Genomic DNA, 21,197 nt, shown 5'->3' with positions numbered 1-21,197 from the left:
CTGCGTGGTCCGGTCATGCCGACGCGCTCCAGCGGGCGAGTTGGGGCAGGTGTCCGAGCTTGCCGGGATGCCAGGGGTCCTGGTCCTCGCTCTCCCAGGCCCGGAATTCCACGCCCAGTTCCTCACAGAGGTACTGGACGGCGAACCGGCCGCTGGACGCCGCGCGGATCAGGCCGCCCAGGCTGGCCCAGTGGCCGGCCATCGAGAAGCCGCTCAGTCCGGGCAGCCGCATCCGGTCCCGGTTGATCAGCCCGGTGATCAGGTCGTCGGCGCCCGAGAACGCCTTCCAGGCGAGGATGCTGCCGTAGCTGTTGCCGGTGTAACGCTCCATGGTGGCCGGCGAGGCGACCTCGATCAGGTCGATGCGCGCGCCCAGGCCCGGGTGGCGCCGTTCCAGGAAGGCCCGGACCACGTCGGCGGCGCGCTGCTTGTGCGCCCGGTACTCCTTGCGGTCCCGGGCGCGCAGGCTCTTCCAGTAGTCGTAGTCGCTGAAGTAGGTGCAGTGGATCACCGACTTGCCGGGCGGGGCGAAGCCGTCCGAGTAGCGCGAGCGCTGCTGCACCACCAGGCTGCGCTGGAGCCCGCCGGGCAGTTCGGCGGCCTGCTCGGCGGGGAGCAGGTAGGTGGTGCAGTGCGGGTCCTCGGGGTCGAGTTCGCCGTCGATGCCGAGGAAGACCGAGACCACGGCGGGGAACAGGGTGCCGGGGCGGTGCAGCTCCTCCTGGTAGAGCCGGTCGATCCGCGGCCCGGTGTACCGGCCCTCCAGCAGGCGGTAGATGGTGGTCCGCCCGTCGCAGGCGGAGACCACGTGGTCGGCGTAGTGCCGCTCGCCGGACTTGAGCTCCACGCCGATCGCCCGGCCGTCCTCGACCAGGATGCGCTCGACCCGGGAGCGGTAGTCGATCCGGCCGCCGAGCGAGGTGTAGCGGTGCTCGACCGACCGCGCCAGGCCCAGCGAACCGCCTTGCGGGAAGCCCGCGTTGAGGTTGCGGGCGGCGGCCATGCTGTACAGGTAGGGCAGCAGTGGGAAGCCGTCCGGGTCCTGGAACAGGATGTTGCGGAACGCCTGGCGCAGCAGCGGGTCCTGGAAGCGGTCGGCGAAGGCGTTGAGCGGGGTCGCCGCCGTCCGCCACAGCAGCCGGAACGCGGGCAGCACCGTCCGCAGGGTGTGGAGCCGCTCGCGGGTGGTCTTCAGGGCGGACGGCTTGAGGAAGGGGTGCAGGTCGAGCGTGGCGAACCGCCTGAGGTCCCGGCAGAAGCCGCGGATCAGCCGGGCGTCGGCGGGGGAGAGGTCGAGGAGGTGGCGCTCCAGCCGGTCGGGGTCGTTGTAGAAGGTGACGGCGCGGCCGTGCTCGTCGACCACCCGGTTGAACAGGTCGAAGTTGGTCACGGTCTTGCCGTCGAGCGCGCCGAGCTCCCGCCAGACGCGGTGGGCGTCGTTGCCCGGCGCGGTGCCGATCAGCCAGTCGATGCAGTAGTCGAACAGGTAGCCCTTGCGGGACCAGGCGGTGCAGCAGCCGCCCGGCAGCACGTGCTTCTCGAAGATCCGGCTGCGCATCCCGCTCATCTGCGCGTAGCAGCCGGTGGCGAGGCCGCCGACACCCGCGCCGATGACGATGACCCGGGGCCCGCCGTCAGACCGCGGCACCGGACGCTCCTCCCGTGAGGATGCCGCGGGTCAGTTCCGCGTTGCGGGCGGCGAAGTCCTGGTCGAGCATCTCGGCGTGGCTGCCGAAGCCGCGGAACACGGTCGTCCGGGTGCTCGAACTGCCGTGCCAGGTGCCCTGGTTGCCGGCCGCGTAGAACGGGACCTTCTCCTGGTCGGAGATGACGCTGATCAGGCCGCGGACCGAGCCGAGGTTCGGGGTGCGGCTGCAGAAGTCGAGGTACTCCCGGGCCTGGCTGAGGGTCTCCTCGGCGACCAGGTCCGAGCCGGTGTGCCGGAGCAGGTGTTCGCGCAGTTCCCGCTCGAACGCGTCGAGGTGTTCGGGTTGGAGGGCGAAGGCCTCGGTGATCCGGTAGGAGTCGACGATGAGCACGTGCGGCACCTGGTGGGAGCGGCGTTCCAGCTCCTTGGCCACCTCGAAGGCGAGGTTGCCGCCGAGCGAGTAGCCGAGCAGGGTGTACGGGCCCTGCTCCGGGAAGGACTCGATCAGGTCGGCGTAGCGCGCCACCTTGTCGTCCCCGGTCAGGTAGTTGAACGCGACGAACCGGTACTCCGGCAGGTGCGCGGCGATCTGCCGGTACACCAGGCCGTGCCCGCCGGCCGGCGGGAAGCAGAACACCGTCCCGCCGGCGGCCTCCTGCGGGTTGAAGGACAGGTACGGCTGGGCGCCGGCGACCTTGCCGGTGATGACGTGCCCCAGGGCGCGGGCCATGCCGCGCAGCGTGGTGGACTCGAACAGCAGGCTGACGGGGATGGAGACGTTGAACTCGGCCCGCAGGTGGTGGATCAGCTCGATCAGCTTGATCGAGCTGCCGCCGGCCTCGAAGAAGTCGTGCTGCAGGCCGACCCGCTCCACGCCGAGCAGGGACTTCCAGTGCTCGGCCATCCGCACCTCGAACAGCGTGGTCGGCGGCTCGGGTTCGCCGTCCCCGGGGTCGAAGGCCGGGGCCGGCAGGGCGGCCGTGTCGACCTTGCCGTTCGGGGTGAGCGGCAGCGCGGACAGCTCGGTGAGGTACGAGGGCGTCATGTACGCGGGCAGCCGGTCGGCGAGCTGCCGGCGCAGCTCGCGCGGGTCCGGGCCCGCCCACGGCTCGGGGACGTAGTAGGCGCACAGCACCCCGCCGCCGTCGTCGACCTGGCGGACCGTCACGGCGCACTGGGCGACGCCGGGCAGCGCGGCCAGCTGGGTCTCGATCTCGCCGGGCTCGATGCGGTGGCCGCGCACCTTGACCTGGTTGTCGGCGCGGCCGAGCAGCCGCACGGTGCCGTCGGCCGCCCAGTGCGCCAGGTCCCCGGTCCGGTACAGCCGCACCCGTCGGCCGCCCAGGGGGCGGACGGTGAAGCGCTCGGCGGTCTGCTCCGGGTCGCCGACGTAGCAGTCGGCGACGCCGGCCCCGCCGACCCACAGCTCGCCCGCCACCCCCGGCGGCACGGGCTCGCCGTGCTCGTCGAGGACGTAGAGCGCGCTGTTCGGGAACGGCCGCCCGATCGGCACCATCCGGCCGGGCTCGATCCCGTCCGCCGGGCCCTCGTACCAGGCGCTGTCGATGGTCGCCTCGGTCAGCCCGTAGGAGTTGACCACCCGGGTGTCCGGGCCGCACAGCGCGTGCAGGCGGCGGTGCTCCTCGACCTTCCAGGCGTCCGAGCCGACGATCAGCAGGCGCATGAAGTCCAGCCGGTGGCCCTCGCGTTCGCAGTGCGCCAACAGGCCGCGGGCCACCGCCGGGACGAACTCGGCGCAGTCGACCCGCTCCTGCACCATCGTCCGGTACAGCCGGGCGGTGTCGAACAGCAGGTCGCGGTCGACCAGCACCAGGTTGCCGCCCGAGCACAGCGCCCGGACCAGGTCGCCGGTGAACACGTCGAAGGACTGGGCGGCCATCTGCAGGTGCACCCGGACCTCGCTGTCCAGGCGGTACGCGGAGCGCCAACCGGCGTACACCGAGGCCAGGTTGCGGTGGCTGACCCGGACCGCCTTGGGACGGCCGGTGCTGCCGGAGGTGTGGATGACGTACGCGGGCGCGTCCAGGTCGACGACGGGTTCGGGGCCGGCGCCGCCGGCGGTCCGGTCGAGTTCGTCGACGGTCAGCGCCTGCGGGGCGAGCCCGGCCAGCTCGGGCCGGTCGCGGTCGGTGAGCAGCAGCACGGCGTCGGCGTTGCCGGTCAGGTAGGCGAGCCGGTCCACCGGGTGCTCGGGGTCGAGCGGCAGGTAGGCGCCGCCGGCCCGGAGCACCGCCAGCAGGGCGACGACCAGCTCGGGCGACTTGTCCAGGCAGAGCGCCACCGCCGCGCCGTCCTTGACGCCGAGTTCGCGCAGCCGCCCGGCGGCCCGGCGGCTGAGGAGGTCGAGCTCGCCGTAGGACAGCCGCCGGACGCCGCCGTCGGCCGCGGGGAGGGTCACGGCGACGGCCTCGGGCCGCTCGGCGGCGACCTGGGCGATCAGCCGGTGCACCGGCGCCTCGACGGGCTCGGTGCGCGCCGCGCCGCTCCATTCGTCGAGCAGGCGCTGCTGCTCGCCGGCGTCGAGCAGCGGCAGCCGGTCGGCGGCCTGCTCGGCGGGGGCCCTGGTCAGCGCGTCCAGCAGGTTGCGGTAGTGCCCGGCCATCCGGGCCATCGTCGCGGGCTCGAACAGGTCGGTGTTGTACTTGAACACGCAGTGGTAGGTGCCGTCCGCCCGGTCCTGGTAGGCGGACAGCGTGATGTCGAACTGCCCTTCCTCCTCCGGGAGTTCGATGTAGTCCAGGTGGTAGCCGTACTTGTCGGTGGCGACCTTGTGGGTGAGCAGGATGAACATCGCCTGGAAGACCGCCGAGCGGCTCGGGTCGCGCTGCAGCCCGAGCTGCTCGACCAGCAGCACGAACGGGTACTCCTGGTTGTCCAGGCCGCCCAGCACCGTCTCCCGGACCCGGCCCAGCAGTTCGGCGACCGACGGCCGGTCGGCCAGGTCGAGGTGCAGCGGCAGCGGGTTGACGAAGTAGCCGTAGACCGAGCCGAACTCCTCGCGGGTGCGGCCGGTGACCGGGCTGCCCACGATGATGTCGTCCTGCCCGGAGTAGCGGTGCAGCAGCAGGTAGTACGCGCTGAGCAGCACCATGAACACCGTGACGTCGTGCTCGCGGGCCAACTCCTGGACGCGGGCGCTGAGTTCGTCGTCCAGCCGGAAGAACTCGGACGCCCCGTTGTGGGTCTGCACGGACGGGCGGGGCTTGTCGGTCGGCAGGCCCAGCACGGGCGTCTCGGCCGGCAGGTGGGTGCGCCAGTACTCCAGCATGCGCTTCGCGTCCGGCCCCGCCAGCAGGCCGTTCTGCCAGTTCAGGAAGTCCAGGTAGCGCGAGGGCACCGGCGGCAGCTCGACCGGGCGGCCGTGCCGCCGCCCCTCGTAGAGCGTGAACAGCTCGTCGATGAAGGTGAAGGTGGAGATCGCGTCGGAGACGATGTGGTGCACCGCCTTCATCAGCACCCAGCGGTCCGGCCCGCGCTTGAACAGCCGCAGCCGCACCAGCGGGTCCCGTTCCAGGTCGTACGGCTTGCGGTACTCCTGGACGATCATGTCGTGGATGTCGTCCCACTCCCGGTCCTGGACGTCGAACAGGCCGGTGTCCGGGCGCGCCTCGGGGTGGATGACCTGGACGGCCCGGCCGTCCTCCAGCAGGAAGTTGGCCCGCAGGGCGGGGTGGCGCTCCAGCAGCACCCGGAAGGCGTCGAACATCAGCTCCGGGTCGAGCTCGGTGCGGATCTCGACGGCGCCGCCGATGTTGTAGGCGAAGGCGTCCGGGTTGAGGTGCTTGAGGAACCACAGCGCCTTCTGGTTGTGCGTCAGCGGGTACCGCGACTCGTCGGTGTGCAGCTCCACCTCCGCCCGCTCCTGATCGCCGCCGTCGTCGGCCGCCGACTCCAGCAGGGCGGTGTACAGCCGCTCGATCAGCTGCTCCAGCGGATCACCGCTGAGCAGCGTCACCACCGGGAGCGCGACGCCCAGTTCGGCGTGGACCCGGGCGCGCAGCTCCATCGCCAGCAGCGAGTCCAGGCCGAGGCTGTTCAGGCCCGCCGCCGGGTCGATCCGCTCCGGCTTCGCCCGCAGCACGGCCGCGACCAGCTCGGTGAAGCGCCCGGCCAGCAGCGTCCGGCGGGCCTCGGGGGCGGCGGCCCGGAACGCGGCCGGGAAGCCGCCCGCCGGGGCGGCCTGCGGGACGTCGGCGGCGGCCGCCAACTCGGCCACCAGCGGCGGCGGCGAGGCGTACCAGGCCTGGAACACCGGCCAGTCGACGACCGTGGCGACCAGCAGCTGCGCCCGGTCCTGGCCGATGATCCGCTCCAGCACGGCCATGCCCGCGGCCGGCGGCAGCGAGCTCATCCCGCGCGCCTCGCGGTAGTGGCCGACCAGGCCCAGCTCCTCGATCATGCCGGTCGCCCACGGGCCCCAGTCGATGCTCAGCGCGGGTAGGCCGCGGGCCCGCCGGTGGTGCGCCAGTGCGTCCAGGAAGGCGTTGCCCGCCGCGTAGTTGGTCTGCCCGGCGGTGGTCAGCAGCGAGGCGATCGAGGCGAACAGCACGAAGTGGTCCAGCGGCTCCTCGCGCAGCTGCCGGTGCAGCACGTGCGCGCCGACCACCTTCGGCTCCCACGCGGCGTCGAACACCTCCCGGTCCAGCTCCGGCACCAGCGCGTCCCTGACCTGCCCGGCGAGGTGGAACACGCCACGTACGGGCGGGAGTTGACGGCTGCGGTAATCCGCCAGCCAGTCCGCCAGGGCGGCCTCGTCGGTGATGTCCAGCGGCACCGGCACGGGGTGGGCGCCGAGCTCCTCCAGCTCCCGCAGGAACGCCACCCGCCGGCCGGCCGGGGTGTCCGGGTCCACCTCGGCCCACTGCTCGCGCGCGGGCAACGCGGTGCGGCCGACCAGGATCAGGCGGCGCGCGCCGCGCTTGACCAGCGTCCGGCACAGCAGCCGGCCGAGCGCGCCGAACGCGCCCGTCACCAGGTAGCTGCCGTCGGCGCGCAGCCGCAGCGGCAGCGGCCGGGTGAGGTCGGCGGGCCGGCGCAGCCGGCAGGTGCGGCGCCGCTCGCCGCGCAGCGCGATCTCCTCGGCGTCGGCGACGGCCAGCTCGCGCAGCACCGCGGCGGCCTCGGCGGGGTGGTCGGCCAACGGCCCCAGATCGATCAACTTGCCGCGCTGCGCGACCAGTTCCTGCTGCCAGAGGACCCGCCCGATGCCCCAGGCGGGCGCGCCCAGCGGCTCCACCGGGTCGTCCTCGACGACGGCCTGCGCGCCCCGGGTGACGATGTGCAGCCGCCCGTTCGGCCGGGCCTCGGGCAGCACCTGGGCGAGGGCGATCAGCGACCAGCCGCCCAGCGTGCCGCAGTCGGCCAACTGCTCGCGGCGCACCGCGTCGAGCGACGGCAGGTCCAGGTTCCACAGGTGCAGCACGGTGTCGAAGCCGTCGTCGAGGTCGGCGAACAGTCGGCGCAGGTCGGCCGCGTCCTCGGGCCGGACCGTCGAGGCGTCCACGCCGTGCCAGTACTCCTCGCCCGGGCGGACCAGGTGGCAGTGGCCGCCGCGCCCGCGCACCTGCGCGGCCAGCTCCTCGGCCAGGCCGTGCGCGTCGGCGAGCACCACCAGCCGGTCCGGGGGAGTGCCGCTTTCGGTCGACTCCTGGTCGATCCAGGTGGGTTCGGCCAGCCAGCCGTCGATGGCGGTCAGGCCCACGGAGGCCGCGGCGCCCTCGACGCCGGCCGCCCGGAACCCGGTGACCCGGCCGAGCAGGACGCCGTCCTCGGCGTGCAGGGCGAGGTCGCCGATCAGCTCGTCGCCGTCCTCCCGGGTGACGGTCGCGTGCACCCAGAACGGCCGGTCGCCGACCCGGTCGAGGCTCACCTCGCCGATCGACAGCGGCAGCCGGATGCCGTTCGCCGGGCGCTGCTCGGCGAGCAGCTGCGGCGTCAGCAGGGCCTGGAAGCAGGCGTCGAGCAGCGTCGGGTGGACGTGCGCGGCGTCGGCGTCCACCGGGCGTGGCTCGGCCGGGTGGATCCGCGCCAGCGCCTCCCCGGGGCCGATCCAGACCTCCTCGATGCGCCGGAACGCCGGGCCGTACCCGTAGCCCAGCTCGGCGAGCTCCCGGTAGCAGTCGCCCCCGGCGAGCCGCCGCCGCGCCCGCGCCCGGACCGCTTCGAAGTCCGGCGCGGGCCCGGCGCCGCGGCGCTGGTCGGTGCGGACCACGCCGGACGCGTGGACGGTGCGCTCGGCGCCGACCGAGGCGACCGAGAAGGTCACGCCGTCGGAGTCGAAGCCCAGTTGGACGGTCGACGGCTGGGACTCGGAGAGGAACAGCGCCTTGGACAGCTCGATGTCGGCCAGCACCGTCCGGTCCGCGCCGGTCTGCAGCCGCACCGCCTGCGCGGCCATCTCCAGGTAGCCGGCGGCCGGGAACACCGCGGAGTCCTGGATCCGGTGGTCGGCCAGGTACGGCAGCCGCTCCAGGTCGAGCTGGACCTCCCAGGTGGGCCGGACGTTCGCGGTGCGCCGCCCCAGCAGCGGGTGGTCGAGCCGCCCGAGCCGGACCTGCTCGACCGGCGCGGGCTCCACCCAGTACCGGTCCCGCTTCCACGGGTAGCCCGGCAGCGGCACCGGGGCGCCGCCCGGGTGCAGCGCCGCCCAGTCCAACTCGACGCCCAGGTTGTGCAGTTCGGCCAGCGACCGGGCGAATCGTTCCGGCTCGTCCTCCTCGCGGCGGATCGAGGGCACCGTCCAGCCCGTCGCCTCCCGGCCGTCCAGGCACTCACGGATCGCGTGGCCGAGCACGGGGTGCGGGCCGATCTCCAGGAACACCTGGTGGCCGTCGTCGACCAGCAGGTCCACGGCGGCGCGGAACCGCACCGCCTCGCGGACGTTCCGCCACCAGTAGCCGGCGTCCAGCTCGGTGCCGTGCGCGCGCCCCTCACGGGCCGTCAGGTACAGCGGCACCTCGGCCGGACGGGGCTTCAAGTCCGCCAGCGCGGCCAGCAGTTCGTCCCGGATCGGGTCCATCCGCACGCTGTGGTACGGCACCTGCACCGGCAGGAACCGGGCGAAGACCTGCTCCCGCTCCAGTTCGGCGGCGAGCTGCGCGAGGACGTCCCCGTCGCCGGAGAGCGTGACGGAGGAGGGGCTGTTCACGGCGGCCACCGACACCCGGTCCTGGCAGGACCGGATCCGCCGGGCGGCCTCCACCTCGGTCAGGCCGACCGCCAACATCGTTCCGCTGCCGGCCAGCCGGTGCTGCAGGCGGCTGCGGTGCAGCATCACGCCGACCGCCTCGGCGAGGTCGTGCACCCCGGCCTCGTGGAAGGCGGCGGCCTCGCCGGTGGAGTGCCCGACCACGGCGTCCGGGCGCAGGCCGTAGCTGCGCCAGAGCGCGGCCAGGCCGACCTGCACGGCGAAGTTGGCAGGCTGGGCGAGCCAGGTCTCGGCCATCCGCGAGTCGGCCTCGTCGCGGTGCATCTCCGCCAGCAGCGACCAGCCGGCCTGTCGGCGGATCTCGGCGTCGCAGCGCTCGACCGCCTCGCGGTACACCGGCTCCGACTCGAACAGGCCCCGGCCCATGCCCCACCACTGCGGGCCCATGCCGGTGAACACCCACACCAGCCGGCGCTGCGCGCGCTCCAGCCGGCGGCCGGTCAGCACCCGGGGGTGCGGCTCGCCGCGCCGATGGGCGGCCAGCGCCTCGTCCAGCGACTCCCGGGAGTCGGGCGAGTACACCACCGAGAGCCGGTGCTCGTGGTGCTCGCGGCGCCGGGCCAGGGTGTGGCCGAGGTCGGCCAGCGCCACCGGAGCGCCGTCCGCGCCCGCCAGTTCCTGCCGGATGCCGTCGACCAGCTCGGGCAGCCCGGCCGGGTCGCGGGTGCTCAACGGCAGGACGGTGCGGGCCGGTTCGCGCGCGGGCGGGGCGGCGGCCGGGCACACCGGCGCCTCCTCCAGCAGCACGTGCGCGTTGGTGCCGCCGAAGCCGAAGGAGTTCACGCCGGCCCGGGCCGGGCCCTCGTGCGCGGGCCACTCCACCGCCCGGGTCGGGACCTCGAACGGCAGCGCGGCCCAGTCGATCGCGTCGGTGGGCCGCTCCAGGTTGATGTGCGGCGGGATCCGGCGGTGCTTCAGCGCGAGCACCGTCTTGACCAGCCCGGCGATGCCCGCGGCCGCCTCGGTGTGCCCGATGTTGGTCTTGACCGAGCCGACGTAGCAGCGGTCGCCGGGTTTGCGGCCCTCGGCGAGGACCCGCCCCAGCGCCTGCGCCTCGATCGGGTCGCCGACCGGGGTGGAGGTGCCGTGCGCCTCGACGTACTGCAGGCTGCCCGGCTCGATGCCGGCCTCGGCGCAGACCCGGCGGACCAGGGTGACCTGGGCGTCCGGGTTGGGCACCGTGATGCCGTCGGTGCGGCCGTCCTGGTTGACGCCGCTGCCGAGCACCACCGCGTGGATCGGGTCGCCGTCGCGCAGCGCGTCCGAGAGCCGCTTGAGCGCCACCACGCCGACGCCCTCCGCCCGGACGTAGCCGTCGGCCGTCGCGTCGAAGGCGCGCGAGCGGCCCTCGGCGGACAGGAAGCCGCCCTTGGTCTCGGCGATGGTGTACTGCGGCGCCAGGTGCAGCAGGGTGCCGCCGGCCAGCGCGAGATCGGTCTCGCCGCGCAGCAGGCTCTGCCGGGCCAGGTGCAGCGCCACCAGGGAGGAGCTGCAGGCGGTGTCGATGGAGACGCTGGGGCCGCGGAAGTCGAAGCAGTGCGAGATGCGGTTCGACACCATCGTCATCATGGTGCCGGTCGCGGTGTGCGCGGCCAGCGTGTCGAAGCTCAGGTCGGCGAACTGCAGGATCTTGTAGTCCAGGGTGAACGCGCCGACGTACACGCCCACTTCGCGTCCGGCGAGCCGGCTCGGCAGCTGGCCGCCGTCCTCCAGCGCCTCCCAGGCGACCTCCAGCAGTTTGCGCTGCTGCGGGTCCATGTGTTCGGCCTCGCGCGGGCTGATGCCGAAGAACTCGGGGTCGAACTCGTCGACCCCGTCGATGTAGCCGCCGCGTCCGCCGATCAGGCGGCCCGGTTTCGCTCTGTCCCGGCTGCCCAGGGTGGCGGTGTCGTAGCGGTCGGCCGGGGTCGGGACGATGCAGTCCCGCCCCTCGATCAGGTTGCGCCAGAAGCCCCGGTGGTCGCGGACTCCGCCGGGAAACCGGCAGCCGATGCCGATGATCGCGATCCGGTCCTGGTAGTCGTTGGGCGAGTCCGTCATGGTCCGTTCCGTGTGTCGTGGCGCCCCGGGACGGGACGGGTGGGCGGGTGGCGGGGATCGGTTCAGCCGGACGATCCGGTGGTGGCGTCGGCGGCGGTGCGCCAGGGGTGCAGCAGACTGGCGAGCACGTCGGCGGTGGGCGGGAAACTGTCGGGGTCGCTCAGCCCGACCGCCGCCGGGACCTGCCCCGGGCGCCAGGTGAAGCTGCCGAACAGGTGGTCCCAGATCGCGAGGTCCGCGCCGTAGTGGCCGGATTCGGCGAGGTCGGTGCTGTGGTGCAGCCGGTGCTGTTCCGGACTGCCGAGAAGGTGGTTCAGCCGGCCGATTCGGACGTCGATGTTGGCGTGCACGAAATATCCCTGGGCGACCACGAAGAGCGTGGCGCAGAACACCGATTCCCGGGAGAAACCGAGCCAGGCCAGCGCGAGCTGGACGACGGCCTGCCCCAGCAGGACGTCGAGCAGGTGATTGACGCCGTTGTTGGCGACGTTCACCTTGTCCAGTCCGTGGTGGACGCCGTGCAGCCGCCAGAGCCACGGCTGGTGGTGGGACCAGCGGTGGAAGAGGTACTTCGCCAGCGAGCCGGCGAGCAGTGCGAGCGGGATCTCGGCCTGCAGGGGGAGCGCCGGATGCGGCGGCGCCACCCGGGCGACCAGGGCCGTGACCAGCAGTTGGCCGATCGCCCCGCCCACCATCGTCAGGACGAAGTAGACGCCGTAGCAGCGCAGTTCGCGCCCGCCGGGGTGCCAGTCGCGCCGGTGGGGGATCAGCCGTTCCAGGGCCCAGAGGTAGCCGATGACGCCGACCTGGTGGAGGACGAGAACGCGGCCGATGTCCGCGTGCGCGACGAGGGCGCCCGCGGCTGCCGCGGGTACCGAGAGGAGCAGGGCCGGATAGGCGGCGTACCGCAGAACAGTGCGAAGGCCGGCCCTCGGACCGGCCGATCTTTCCGGGATCAACGCACGGCCCTCCGGATGAATCGTCACCGAACTGAACGGGAATCGATGCTAACCACAGGGATCGCGGACTCGACGGAACCGACATGGCGCGGCATGAAAGAAATCTGATGGTCAGTCAGGTAGCGTAATCGGGAATTCCTGCCCCGCTCCGGGCGCCGGAGCCCGCCGCCCACGTGGAGGTGCCATGCCCGCCCCGCTGCCGCCGCTGCACGTCCTGGACCTGCCCGCCGCCGCGCCGCCGCACTGGTGCACCCTGCGGGACGGCACCTCCGCCTGGGTGGTGACCAGGTACCACGACGTGCGGCAGGTGCTGACCGACCCGCGGTTCGTCCGCGCCGAGGACGGTGCGCCCGACCCCGCCGCCGCGCCCGTCTCCGCCGACCCGGCGTCGCTCTACAACCAGAACGGATCCGACCACCAGCGGCTGCGGCACACCGTGCAGGGCGCGTTCACGCCCCGGGCCGTGGCCCGCTGGCGGCCCTGGGTGGAGACGGTGGCCGGGCGGCTGCTGGACGAGCTGGCGGCGGCCGCGCCGCCGGTCGACGCGGTCGCCGAGCTCACCGGCGTGCTGCCGTTCGCCGTGGCGGAGCGCCTGATGGGCCTGGACGGCCTGGACCACCGGCAGCTGCGCCGGTGGGCCGCCTGCCTGACCGCCGACGGCTCCGGCTCGGACGGCCAAGTGGTCGCCGACCGGCGGGAGTTCGCCGAGTTCGCGGCCGGGCTGCTGGCCGAGCGCCGCCGCCGGCCGGGCGAGGACGTGGTCAGCCGCCTGGTGCAGGCCGCCGACGCGGCCGGCGGCATCCCCGAGGAGCAGCTGACCTTCCTGGTCGGCGGACTGGCGGCCAGCGGCAGCGACAGCGTCGCGGCCGTGCTCGCCAACTCCCTGCTGTACCTGCTCGGCGAGCGGCCCGAGAGCTGGCCCCGGCTCGCCGGGGAGGAGCAGGCGCGGCAGGCCACCGAGTGGCTGCTGCACCACATCCAGCTGGGCGACGACGAGTTCACCACCCGGCAGGCCGTGGCGGCCACCGAGATCGCCGGCGTACCCGTCCCGGCCGGCTCGACCGTCGCCGTCTGCCTCGGCAGCGCCAACCGGGACCCGGCGGTCTTCCCGGACGGCCTCACCGGAGACCTGTTCGCCCCCCTCCCGTCCCCCACCCTGGCCTTCGGCGCCGGCCCGCACTACTGCCTGGGCACCTGGCTGGCCCGCACCCAGATCGAGGTCGCCCTGCGGGGTCTCGCCACCCGCCTGCCCGCCCTGCGCCTCGCCGACCCGTCCGCCCCCGTCGACTGGCGACTGGGCGCCACCACCCGCAGCCCGCGCACCCTGCGGGTGCTCTGGTGATTTTCCCAACTGCGTTCCGTGACAGGTTGTCTGACGAACGGTCGGGCACGAACACTCGTTAGTGGAATTGACGTGGCGTTTCCGGCGGATTCGCCGAGCCGGTCAGTATGGTGGCGGAGGATTCGACAGGAGGTCCTCCGTGGCCGTCCCCACTCCCGACTTGCTGCTGTTCCCGCACTGCGACCTGCACCTCGCGCTGACCGGGGCGCCGCCGCTCACCGTCACGCTGGCCACCCGCGAGGTGGCGGTGCCGATGGCGAACGGATACACCGTCACCGCTGTCCCGCCGGGCCAGTGCGTGTTCGAATTCTTCGCCCCGTTCAAGGACAAGGGCCACCGATTCGACGGCCTGCCGACGTACGACAACACGACCGGGCGGATCACGGCCACCACGCCGGGGGTCTTCCTCTTCCAGGCGCACGTCGGGACGCAGTACCTGGTCGGCCGGCTCCAGGTGCACCGGTCGGTGGTCGGCTGGTGGTTCGGGAACGACTCGATCACCACCGCGCTCGACACCACCGTCGCGCACGCCCAGCCGTCGCTGTACGCGAAGTTCAGCGACGACGCCGGCGCGGGGACGGACCTGATCGGCGACATCACCGGCCACGGGTACGTCCAGCTGGTGCCCGCCGACGCCCGGCAGCTCGCCGTGTCGCCGACCGGCCGCCTTCGCGGCGTGCTGCCCACCCAGCCCGGCGCCCCGTGGGTGCTGTCCGGACTGTTCCCCGGCCTCGGCGGCGCGCAGCTGCTGAACGTGTGGGTGGTCGACTACGCCGCCCAGCACGCGCTGACCTCCGAGGCCGGCGGCAGCGATCCGGCGACCCTCGCCGACAAGCACAACGTGCTGTTCCTCGCCGAGGGCTTCCGCGAACAGGACCGGGCGAAGTTCGACGCGCTGGTCACCCGGGCCATCCACGAGATGTTCGAGAAGCCCGCGCACGAGCCCTACGGCATGCTGCGCGGAGGCTTCAACGTCTTCAAGTCCTTCACCGCCTCCCAGCAGCACACCGTCACCTGCGGCTACCGGGTCGCGGCCGGCGAGGAGCGGATCGAGGCGGGCCAGGCGAAGGGCACCGGCTTCCCGATCCCGTCCAACCAGGTCGGCGGCGGCCCGGTCTACACCCTGGAGGAACTGGTCCGCCGGGTCGGGCTGCCGATGCGCGGCGACCAGCGCACCAACCTGGTGGCGACCTGGCAGGCCCAGGACCTCGACATCGACCCGGCCAAGATCACCGACGGCCTGGTCAACGCGTGGAAGCAGCACCAGTCGGTCGGGATCCTGCACGCCCGCGACACCTTCTTCGGCCTCCGCCTGGGCCAGCGGCTCGCCGACCGGTTCTCCGGCAACGGCCCGGTGGCCAAACCCGCCGCCGACACCGTGGGCGACCCGGGCGTCAAGGCCTTCGTCGCCCGGCTGTACGAGTTCTACCGGACCAGGTCGACCCGGAACCTCGTCCTCGACCCGCGCCGGCACCCGCCCGAGCTGTACATGGACCCCTCGGAGCTCAACCCCGCCACCACGCTGATGCGGTACGTCGGCAGCCTGAAGGTCACCGGCTCACCGGCCGCCGTCGGCGCCGTGTGGCAGCCCGACGACCAGAAGTTCCAGCCCAGCCGGGGCCTGGTCGCCCTGATCGCCAACGACGGCATGGACGGCGGCACCAACTTCAACGTCCGGACGGTGACCGCCCAGACCGTCAACACCGTGCAGGGCGTCGCCTATGTCTACGCCAACGCCACCGACAAGCGGGAGCTGCGCCGCGACCCGCCCGCCGACACCGAGGTGAACTTCGACGAGGTCATCGACACCGTCTCCCACGAGTTCGGCCACAGCTTCAACCTGCTCGACGAGTACGAGGAGTTCCGCGGCGACGGCGGGCCCGACGAGGAGAGACCCGACGACCCGGTCGGGGACAACGTGTCGAGGCTCGGCTTCCTGCGGGTCGGCCCGGCCCCCGACGACCGCCACATCGACCCCGGCAAGGTCAAGTGGTTCCAACTGCCCCGGATCAGCACCGCCGCCGCCCTGCTCGCCAACTCGGTGAACGTCACCAGCCCGGCCGCCGGCATCAAACTCACCATCGGCACCCGGAACACCGCGGAGTGGCAGCAGGTCCAGAAACTCGCCGCCGAGGTGCGACTGCGCAACTTCGGCATCGCACCGGGCGGCCAGCAGCTCCCGCTGGACAGCACCCCCGCCCACTACCTGGAAGGGCTGAGCGTCGCCCAGGTGCTGCCGGGAGAAGGCGCGATCGTCCTCACCAAGGCCGGGACCACCACGTTCCCCACCTTCCAGAAGGGCTCGATCGTCTTCGTCCCGCTGAAGGACAAGCAGCACCAGCCGCTCATGGTGGTCGAACCCGAGGTGCTCGCCTTCCTCCGGGCCAACCACAACCCGCTCAACCAGGACACCAATCACAACGACACCAACCCCGAGGAGGACAACCCGGTCGACATCCCGGACTTCAGCCCGCCCTGCAAGTCCGCCCGCACCATCGGGATCTACGAAGGCGCCGACACCTTCGCCGGCGCCCACTACCGGCCCACCGGCCGCTGCAAGATGCGCATGGAGACGGACTTCTGCCACGTCTGCGCCTGGCTGATCGTCAACCGGGTCGATCCCACCTTCCACGCGCTCCTCGACCGGAAGTTCTACCCGGAGTCCAAGGCGGAGAAGAAGAAGCATGAGTGAGCCGGGCACCTTCGAACGGATCCTCGCCGAGATCGGCCAGGCACTGCTGCCGCTGCGCGACGGACTCGCCACCCCCGCCGCGTTCAGCGCGCTGCTGCGCCGCCTCGGCTGGACGGCGACGACGATCCCGCAGCCCTTCGTCGACCTCCGGGCCGCCGTCGAGACGCTCTACGACAGCCTGCACACCCTGCTCGGCGACGGCGGGCTGAACGTCGACGGCACGGTCGGCGACGGCGGGGCCTCCGCCGCGGTCTCCTTCTCCCCGGACGACGTCAAGCGGGCCCTCGGCGCCGTCCAGGCACTCATCAAGGGCATCCAGGCGATCGCCGGCGCACCGCCCGCGTCCATTCCCGACACGCTGCGCGCGGACGGCTTCCTCACCCTCTTCCCCGGCCAACTCCTCGACCACCTGGTCATCACCTACCTGCAGCGCTACCACCCCAACCTCGGCTTCGTGCTGCGCAGCCTCGGCGTGGTGAAGGCCGGGTACGCCCCGCCCACCGGGAACCGCCCGCCGTACGTGCACCTCGCGCTCGACCTCGGCGACCTGCCCCGGACGCTCGCCGACCCGGCGCAAGTGCTGAAGGACGCCTTCGGCTGGGGCACCGACGCCTTCGACCAGCCCGCGCTGCTCTCCCAGCTCGACAACCTGCTGCGCAGCATCGGGGCCAACGTCGACACCGAGCGGCTCGCGCCGACCACCGCGCTGGCCGTCCAGGGCGCCACGCCCGACCCGCTCGGGCCGCGGCCGCGGACGCTCGCCGCCGTGCTGTTCCAACGCGTCCAGCCCTCCGCCGAGATGGCCGCCGCGATTCGGCTGCTGCCGCTGCCCGCCACCGCCGACGGAGGCCCGCCGGGGCTCGCCCTGCTGCCCTCGTTCACCGGCCGCCAGGGCTTCCGGTTCGAGCTCGGGCCGGACATCGCCGTCACCATCCGCGGCGACCTGGACCTGCAGGGCGGCGTCGCGCTGCTGGTGCGCCCCGGCCGGGGCGTCGACATGGTCCTCGGGTTCGAGTCGTCCTCCGCGCCGGTCCACGCCAAGGGCTCGATCGACGTCCAGGTGGAGCGCTTCGGGCCGACCGACCAGCCGCGGGTGCTGTTCGGCGAGGCTGACGGCACCCGGCTCCAGGTGCGCCGGATCTCCGGCGCCGGCGGGGTCCGGCTGGTCCGGGACGCCGTCGACTTCTTCGCCGAATTCGGCCTGGAGGGGCTGGAGTTCGTCCTCTCCCCGGCCGGCGCGGACGGCTTCGTCGGTGCCGTGCTGCCCGCCGACGGGTTCACCCTCGGCGCCGACCTCACCGTCGGCCTCTCCTACCGGCAGGGCTTCTACTTCCGCGGCACCTCCAACCTGGAGATCCAGCTCCCCGCGCACCTGGAGCTCGGCCCACTGGAGATCCAGGGCCTGACCATCTCCGCCTCGCCCGACGCGAACGGGCTGCCGATCGGCCTCGGCGTCTCCTTCCGCGCCCAACTCGGCCCGATCACGGCCGTGGTGGAGCAGGTCGGGCTCAACGCCGAGCTGGCGTTCCGCTCCGACGGCAGCGGCAACCTCGGCCCGGTCGACCTCTCCTTCGGCTTCCGGCCTCCCAAGGGCGTGGGCCTCTCGGTGGACGCCGGGGCGGTCAAGGGCGGCGGGTTCCTGTCCTTCGACCCGGACCGCGGCGAGTACGCGGGCGCCCTCGACCTGGAGTTCGCCGGACTGGTCGAGCTCAAGGCGGTCGGCCTGATCAGCACCCGGATGCCCGACGGCACGGACGGCTTCTCGCTGCTCGTCGTCATCACCACCGACTTCGGCGCCACCGGCATCCAACTCGGCTACGGATTCACCCTGTTGGCCGTCGGCGGCCTGATCGGGCTGAACCGCTCGATGAACCTGCAGGCCCTGGTGGAGGGCGTGCGGACGGGCGCCGTCCAGTCGGTGATGTTCCCCAAGGACGTCATCGCCAACGCCCCGCGGATCCTCTCCGACCTGGCCCGCTACTTCCCGCCCGAGCAGGGCCGGTTCCTGATCGGGCCGATGGCGAAGATCGGCTGGGGGACGCCCACGCTGGTCAGCGTCTCGCTCGGCGTCGTCATCGAGATCCCGCCCGGGGACATCGCTGTCCTCGGCGTGCTCCAGTGCCTGCTGCCCAGCGCGGACCTGCCGCTGCTGGCCCTGCAGGTCGCCTTCGTGGGCGCACTGGAGGTCGACAAGTCGAGGCTGTGGTTCTTCGCCACGCTGTTCGACTCGCACGTCCTGACGATGACCATCGACGGCGGGATGGGCCTGCTCGTCGCCTGGGGCGACGCACCGGACTTCGTGCTCACCGTCGGCGGCTTCCACCCGTCCTTCAAGCCGCCGCCGCTGCCCTTCCCGGTGCCCGCCCGGCTCACCGTGGACATCCTCAACCGGCCCGGCCAACTCATCCGGGTCTCCGGCTACTTCGCCGTCACCAGCAACACCGTGCAGTTCGGCGCGGCCGCCGAACTCCGGCTGGGATTCGGCGGATTCGGCGTCGAGGGCCACCTCTCCTTCGACGCGCTGTTCCGGTTCTCGCCGTTCGCGTTCACCATCGCGATCTCCGCCGGGGTCACCCTGAAGGCCTTCGGCGTCGGCGTCTTCGGCATCGACCTGAACTTCGCCCTGGAAGGCCCCGCCCCCTGGCGGGCGCACGGCCGCGGCTCCATCTCGCTGCTGTTCTTCGAGATCTCCGCCGACTTCGACATCACCTGGGGCGAGGAGCACAACACCACACTGCCCCCGGTCGCCGTACTCCCGCTGCTGGCAGGCGAGTTCGACAAGATCGAGAGCTGGCAGACCCAGCTGCCCTCGGGCGGCGTCAACCCGCTCGTCACCCTGCGGCACCTGCCCGACACCGACCAGCTGGTGCTGCACCCGCTCGGCACCCTGTTCGTCCGCCAGCGCGCCGTCCCGCTGGACGTCCGACTCGACCGGATCGGCGCCCAACGGCCCAGCGACGGACGGCGGTTCGGCATCACGCCCGCGCCGGACAGCGGCCTGGCCCGGGTCTCCGTCACCGGCGAGAAGTTCGCCATGGCGCAGTTCCAGGACATGGACGACGCCGCCAAGCTCTCCCGCCCGGCGTACGAGAACCAGGACTCCGGACTGGAACTCACGGCGGCCGCCGGCACCCTGCTCTCCCCCCGGGTGGTCCGCCGCAGCGCCCGCTACGAACTGCACGTCATCGACAGCGGGGTGCCCGCGACGGCCGCCGCCGCCCGCCGGGTGGTCCCGATGGCGGCCCGCTCCGCCGTCGACGCGCCGAAGCGTTTCCACGACGTCAGCCCCGCCGTGTTCAACCAGCTGCTGCAGGGCAGCAGCACCAGCCGCTCGCCGATCTCGCAGCGCGAGACCCGGCTGCGCCGGCCGTTCCCGGTCGACGAGACGGTACAGCTCACCGACCGGCGCTTCGTCGTCGCGAACATCCGCAACAACGTCCAGGCGCACCCGCCGGCCGGCGGCCTCGCCGCGGCGACCTTCCGCAGCCGGGCCACCGCCGAGGACGCCCTCGCCGACTGGATCGCCCAGGACGGCGCCCTGGCAGGCCAGTTGCACGTCATCCCGGAGGAGGAAGCGGTCGGCTCGCCCGCCGCGCCGGGCGGCTGGGCCTCCGTCGGCAGCCTCCCGACGCCCGCCCGCGACATCGAGGCGGTCCGGCTGGCCAACGGCAAGGTGCTGATCGCCGGCGGCGCCGACGCCACCGGCACGGCCCTGGCCGCCGCCGCCCTGTTCGACCCCGTCGCCGCCGCCTGGACGGCCGCCCCGTCGCCCGCCACGGCCCGCCGCCGCCACAGCACCACCAGGCTCGGCGACGGCCGGGTGGTGCTCACCGGCGGCCGCGGCGCCGACGGCGGGACGCTCGGCACGACCGAGATCTACGACCCCGCCCCCGGCACCTGGTCGTCCGCCGGCGCCCTCACCACGGCCCGCCACGGACACACCGCCACCGCCCTGCCCGACGGCCGGCTCCTGGTGGCCGGCGGCACCGACGCCGACGGCCGGGCACTCGGCACCGTCGAACTGCTGGACCCGACCACGGGCGCCTGGTCCGCCACCGGCCCGGCGATGACCGACGCCCGCACCGGCCACCGGGCCGTCCTGCTCACCGACGGCCGCGTCCTGGTGGTCGGCGGGGCCCTGCCCACCGGCGGACCGGACGCCGCGACGGCGTACTGCGAGCTGTACGACCCCGTCGCCAGGACCTGGACCCCGACCGGCAGCCTGCTCACCGCCCGCAAGGGCCACCGGGCCACCCTGCTGTCCGACGGCCGCGTCCTGGTCACCGGCGGCGATCCGGCGCCCGGCCCGGACCGCTACGACCCGCGCAGCCTCGCCACCGCCGAGGTCTGGGACCGGGCCACCGGCGCCTGGACCGCCCTCGGCCCGCTCCCCGGCGGCGGTCGGCGCGGCCACCACTGCCTCGCCCTGCGCTCCGGCCAGGTCCTGCTCATCGGCGGCACCGGCACACCGTCCCTCGACACCGGCTTCCGCCACACCGCTCTCCTCGACCCCACCCTCACCACCTGGACCACCACCGGCCCCCTCGCCACCGGCCGCACCGACTTCGCCGCCGTCGAACTCGCCGACGGCCGCGTCCTGGCCACCGGCGGCACCACCCGCTCCGGCCCGGCCGCCCCGGGCCCCGACCCCGTCGAACTGGCGGCCGCCGACGAGGCGTACGTGCCGTGACGGGGGAGGGGGTCGAGACCATGGCAGGTTCCGGGGGCCGGTGCGGGGCGGGTGCACCCGCGCGGACGGGCCGTCACCACCGGTGCGCGCGGCCCGCGACGACGGGGCGACCGGTGACCTCGGCCGGTGCGGGGCCGGTCGCACCGCCGGGCGCCGCGCCTTCGCCGTCTCCGGCGACCGGCGGCCCCTCGGCCCGGGCCTGCGCAGCGCGGCGGTCGCCGGTGGGTTCGGCTCTGCCGCCCCGAGGGCCGGTGGGCCTGGACCGGCCGTCACCGTTGGGGCGGGCGGCTCATGACGACGGGAGGCTCCCGGGCCATGACCGGTGCTACAACCGGATGCGGGGCCGATCGCGCCCGTGCGCACCGTGCGGGCTCCGGCGGCCTGTCGGCGTTGGGTCTGCGGCCTGCGCAGCGCGGTGGTCGCCGACGAGCCCGGCCCTCCGGCTGTGGCCGGACGGACCGTCATGTTCGGTGCGGGCGACCGATGATGACGGCCGGCTCGGCGGACCGACCGGTGCTGCGTCCCGGGCCTGCGCAGCGCGGCGCGCTGCGCCGCCGTGGGAGTGGTGGCGGTGGAACGGGCCGCCGCCACCGGGGTG

The 21,197-nt window shown here is 73.5% G+C and carries 6 protein-coding genes; 3 read left to right on the top strand and 3 right to left on the bottom strand.

The window, feature by feature from the left end; all coding sequences use genetic code 11:
* Positions 1-13: 13 nt before the first annotated feature.
* The 3 genes from IEZ12_RS03500 to IEZ12_RS03490 all read right to left on the bottom strand — a co-directional run bounded on the left by IEZ12_RS03500 (position 14) and on the right by IEZ12_RS03490 (position 11,875).
* Complete coding sequence (locus IEZ12_RS03500) at positions 14-1,648, bottom strand: phytoene desaturase family protein (RefSeq protein ID WP_189270760.1); 1,635 nt, start codon at positions 1,646-1,648, stop codon at positions 14-16.
* Positions 1,635-10,916, bottom strand: a complete 9,282-nt coding sequence (locus tag IEZ12_RS03495; RefSeq protein ID WP_189270759.1) for a hybrid non-ribosomal peptide synthetase/type I polyketide synthase — start codon at positions 10,914-10,916, stop codon at positions 1,635-1,637. The genes IEZ12_RS03500 and IEZ12_RS03495 overlap by 14 nt, the downstream gene beginning before the upstream one ends.
* 62 nt (positions 10,917-10,978) lie before the next feature.
* Entirely contained in the window at positions 10,979-11,875 is an 897-nt protein-coding gene (locus IEZ12_RS03490; RefSeq protein ID WP_189270758.1) for a sterol desaturase family protein, read from the bottom strand.
* 184 nt (positions 11,876-12,059) lie between these two features.
* Between IEZ12_RS03490 and IEZ12_RS03485 the strand changes: the two genes are divergently transcribed.
* The 3 genes from IEZ12_RS03485 to IEZ12_RS03475 all read left to right on the top strand — a co-directional run bounded on the left by IEZ12_RS03485 (position 12,060) and on the right by IEZ12_RS03475 (position 20,599).
* On the top strand, positions 12,060-13,217 hold the full coding sequence (locus IEZ12_RS03485; RefSeq protein WP_189270757.1) for a cytochrome P450: 1,158 nt from the start codon (positions 12,060-12,062) through the stop codon (positions 13,215-13,217).
* Between the two features lie 139 nt (positions 13,218-13,356).
* Positions 13,357-15,909 carry a M64 family metallopeptidase gene (locus IEZ12_RS03480; RefSeq protein ID WP_189270756.1) on the top strand — a complete coding sequence of 851 codons (2,553 nt, stop codon included), beginning with the start codon at positions 13,357-13,359 and terminating at the stop codon, positions 15,907-15,909.
* Entirely contained in the window at positions 15,902-20,599 is a 4,698-nt protein-coding gene (locus tag IEZ12_RS03475; RefSeq protein WP_189270755.1) for a DUF6603 domain-containing protein, read from the top strand. The genes IEZ12_RS03480 and IEZ12_RS03475 overlap by 8 nt, the downstream gene beginning before the upstream one ends.
* Positions 20,600-21,197: the final 598 nt, after the last annotated feature.

This window comes from Kitasatospora griseola (genome assembly GCF_014648555.1).
Taxonomy (GTDB): Bacteria; Actinomycetota; Actinomycetes; order Streptomycetales; family Streptomycetaceae; genus Kitasatospora; species Kitasatospora griseola.
This window is presented reverse-complemented; position numbering and strand designations above follow the sequence as displayed.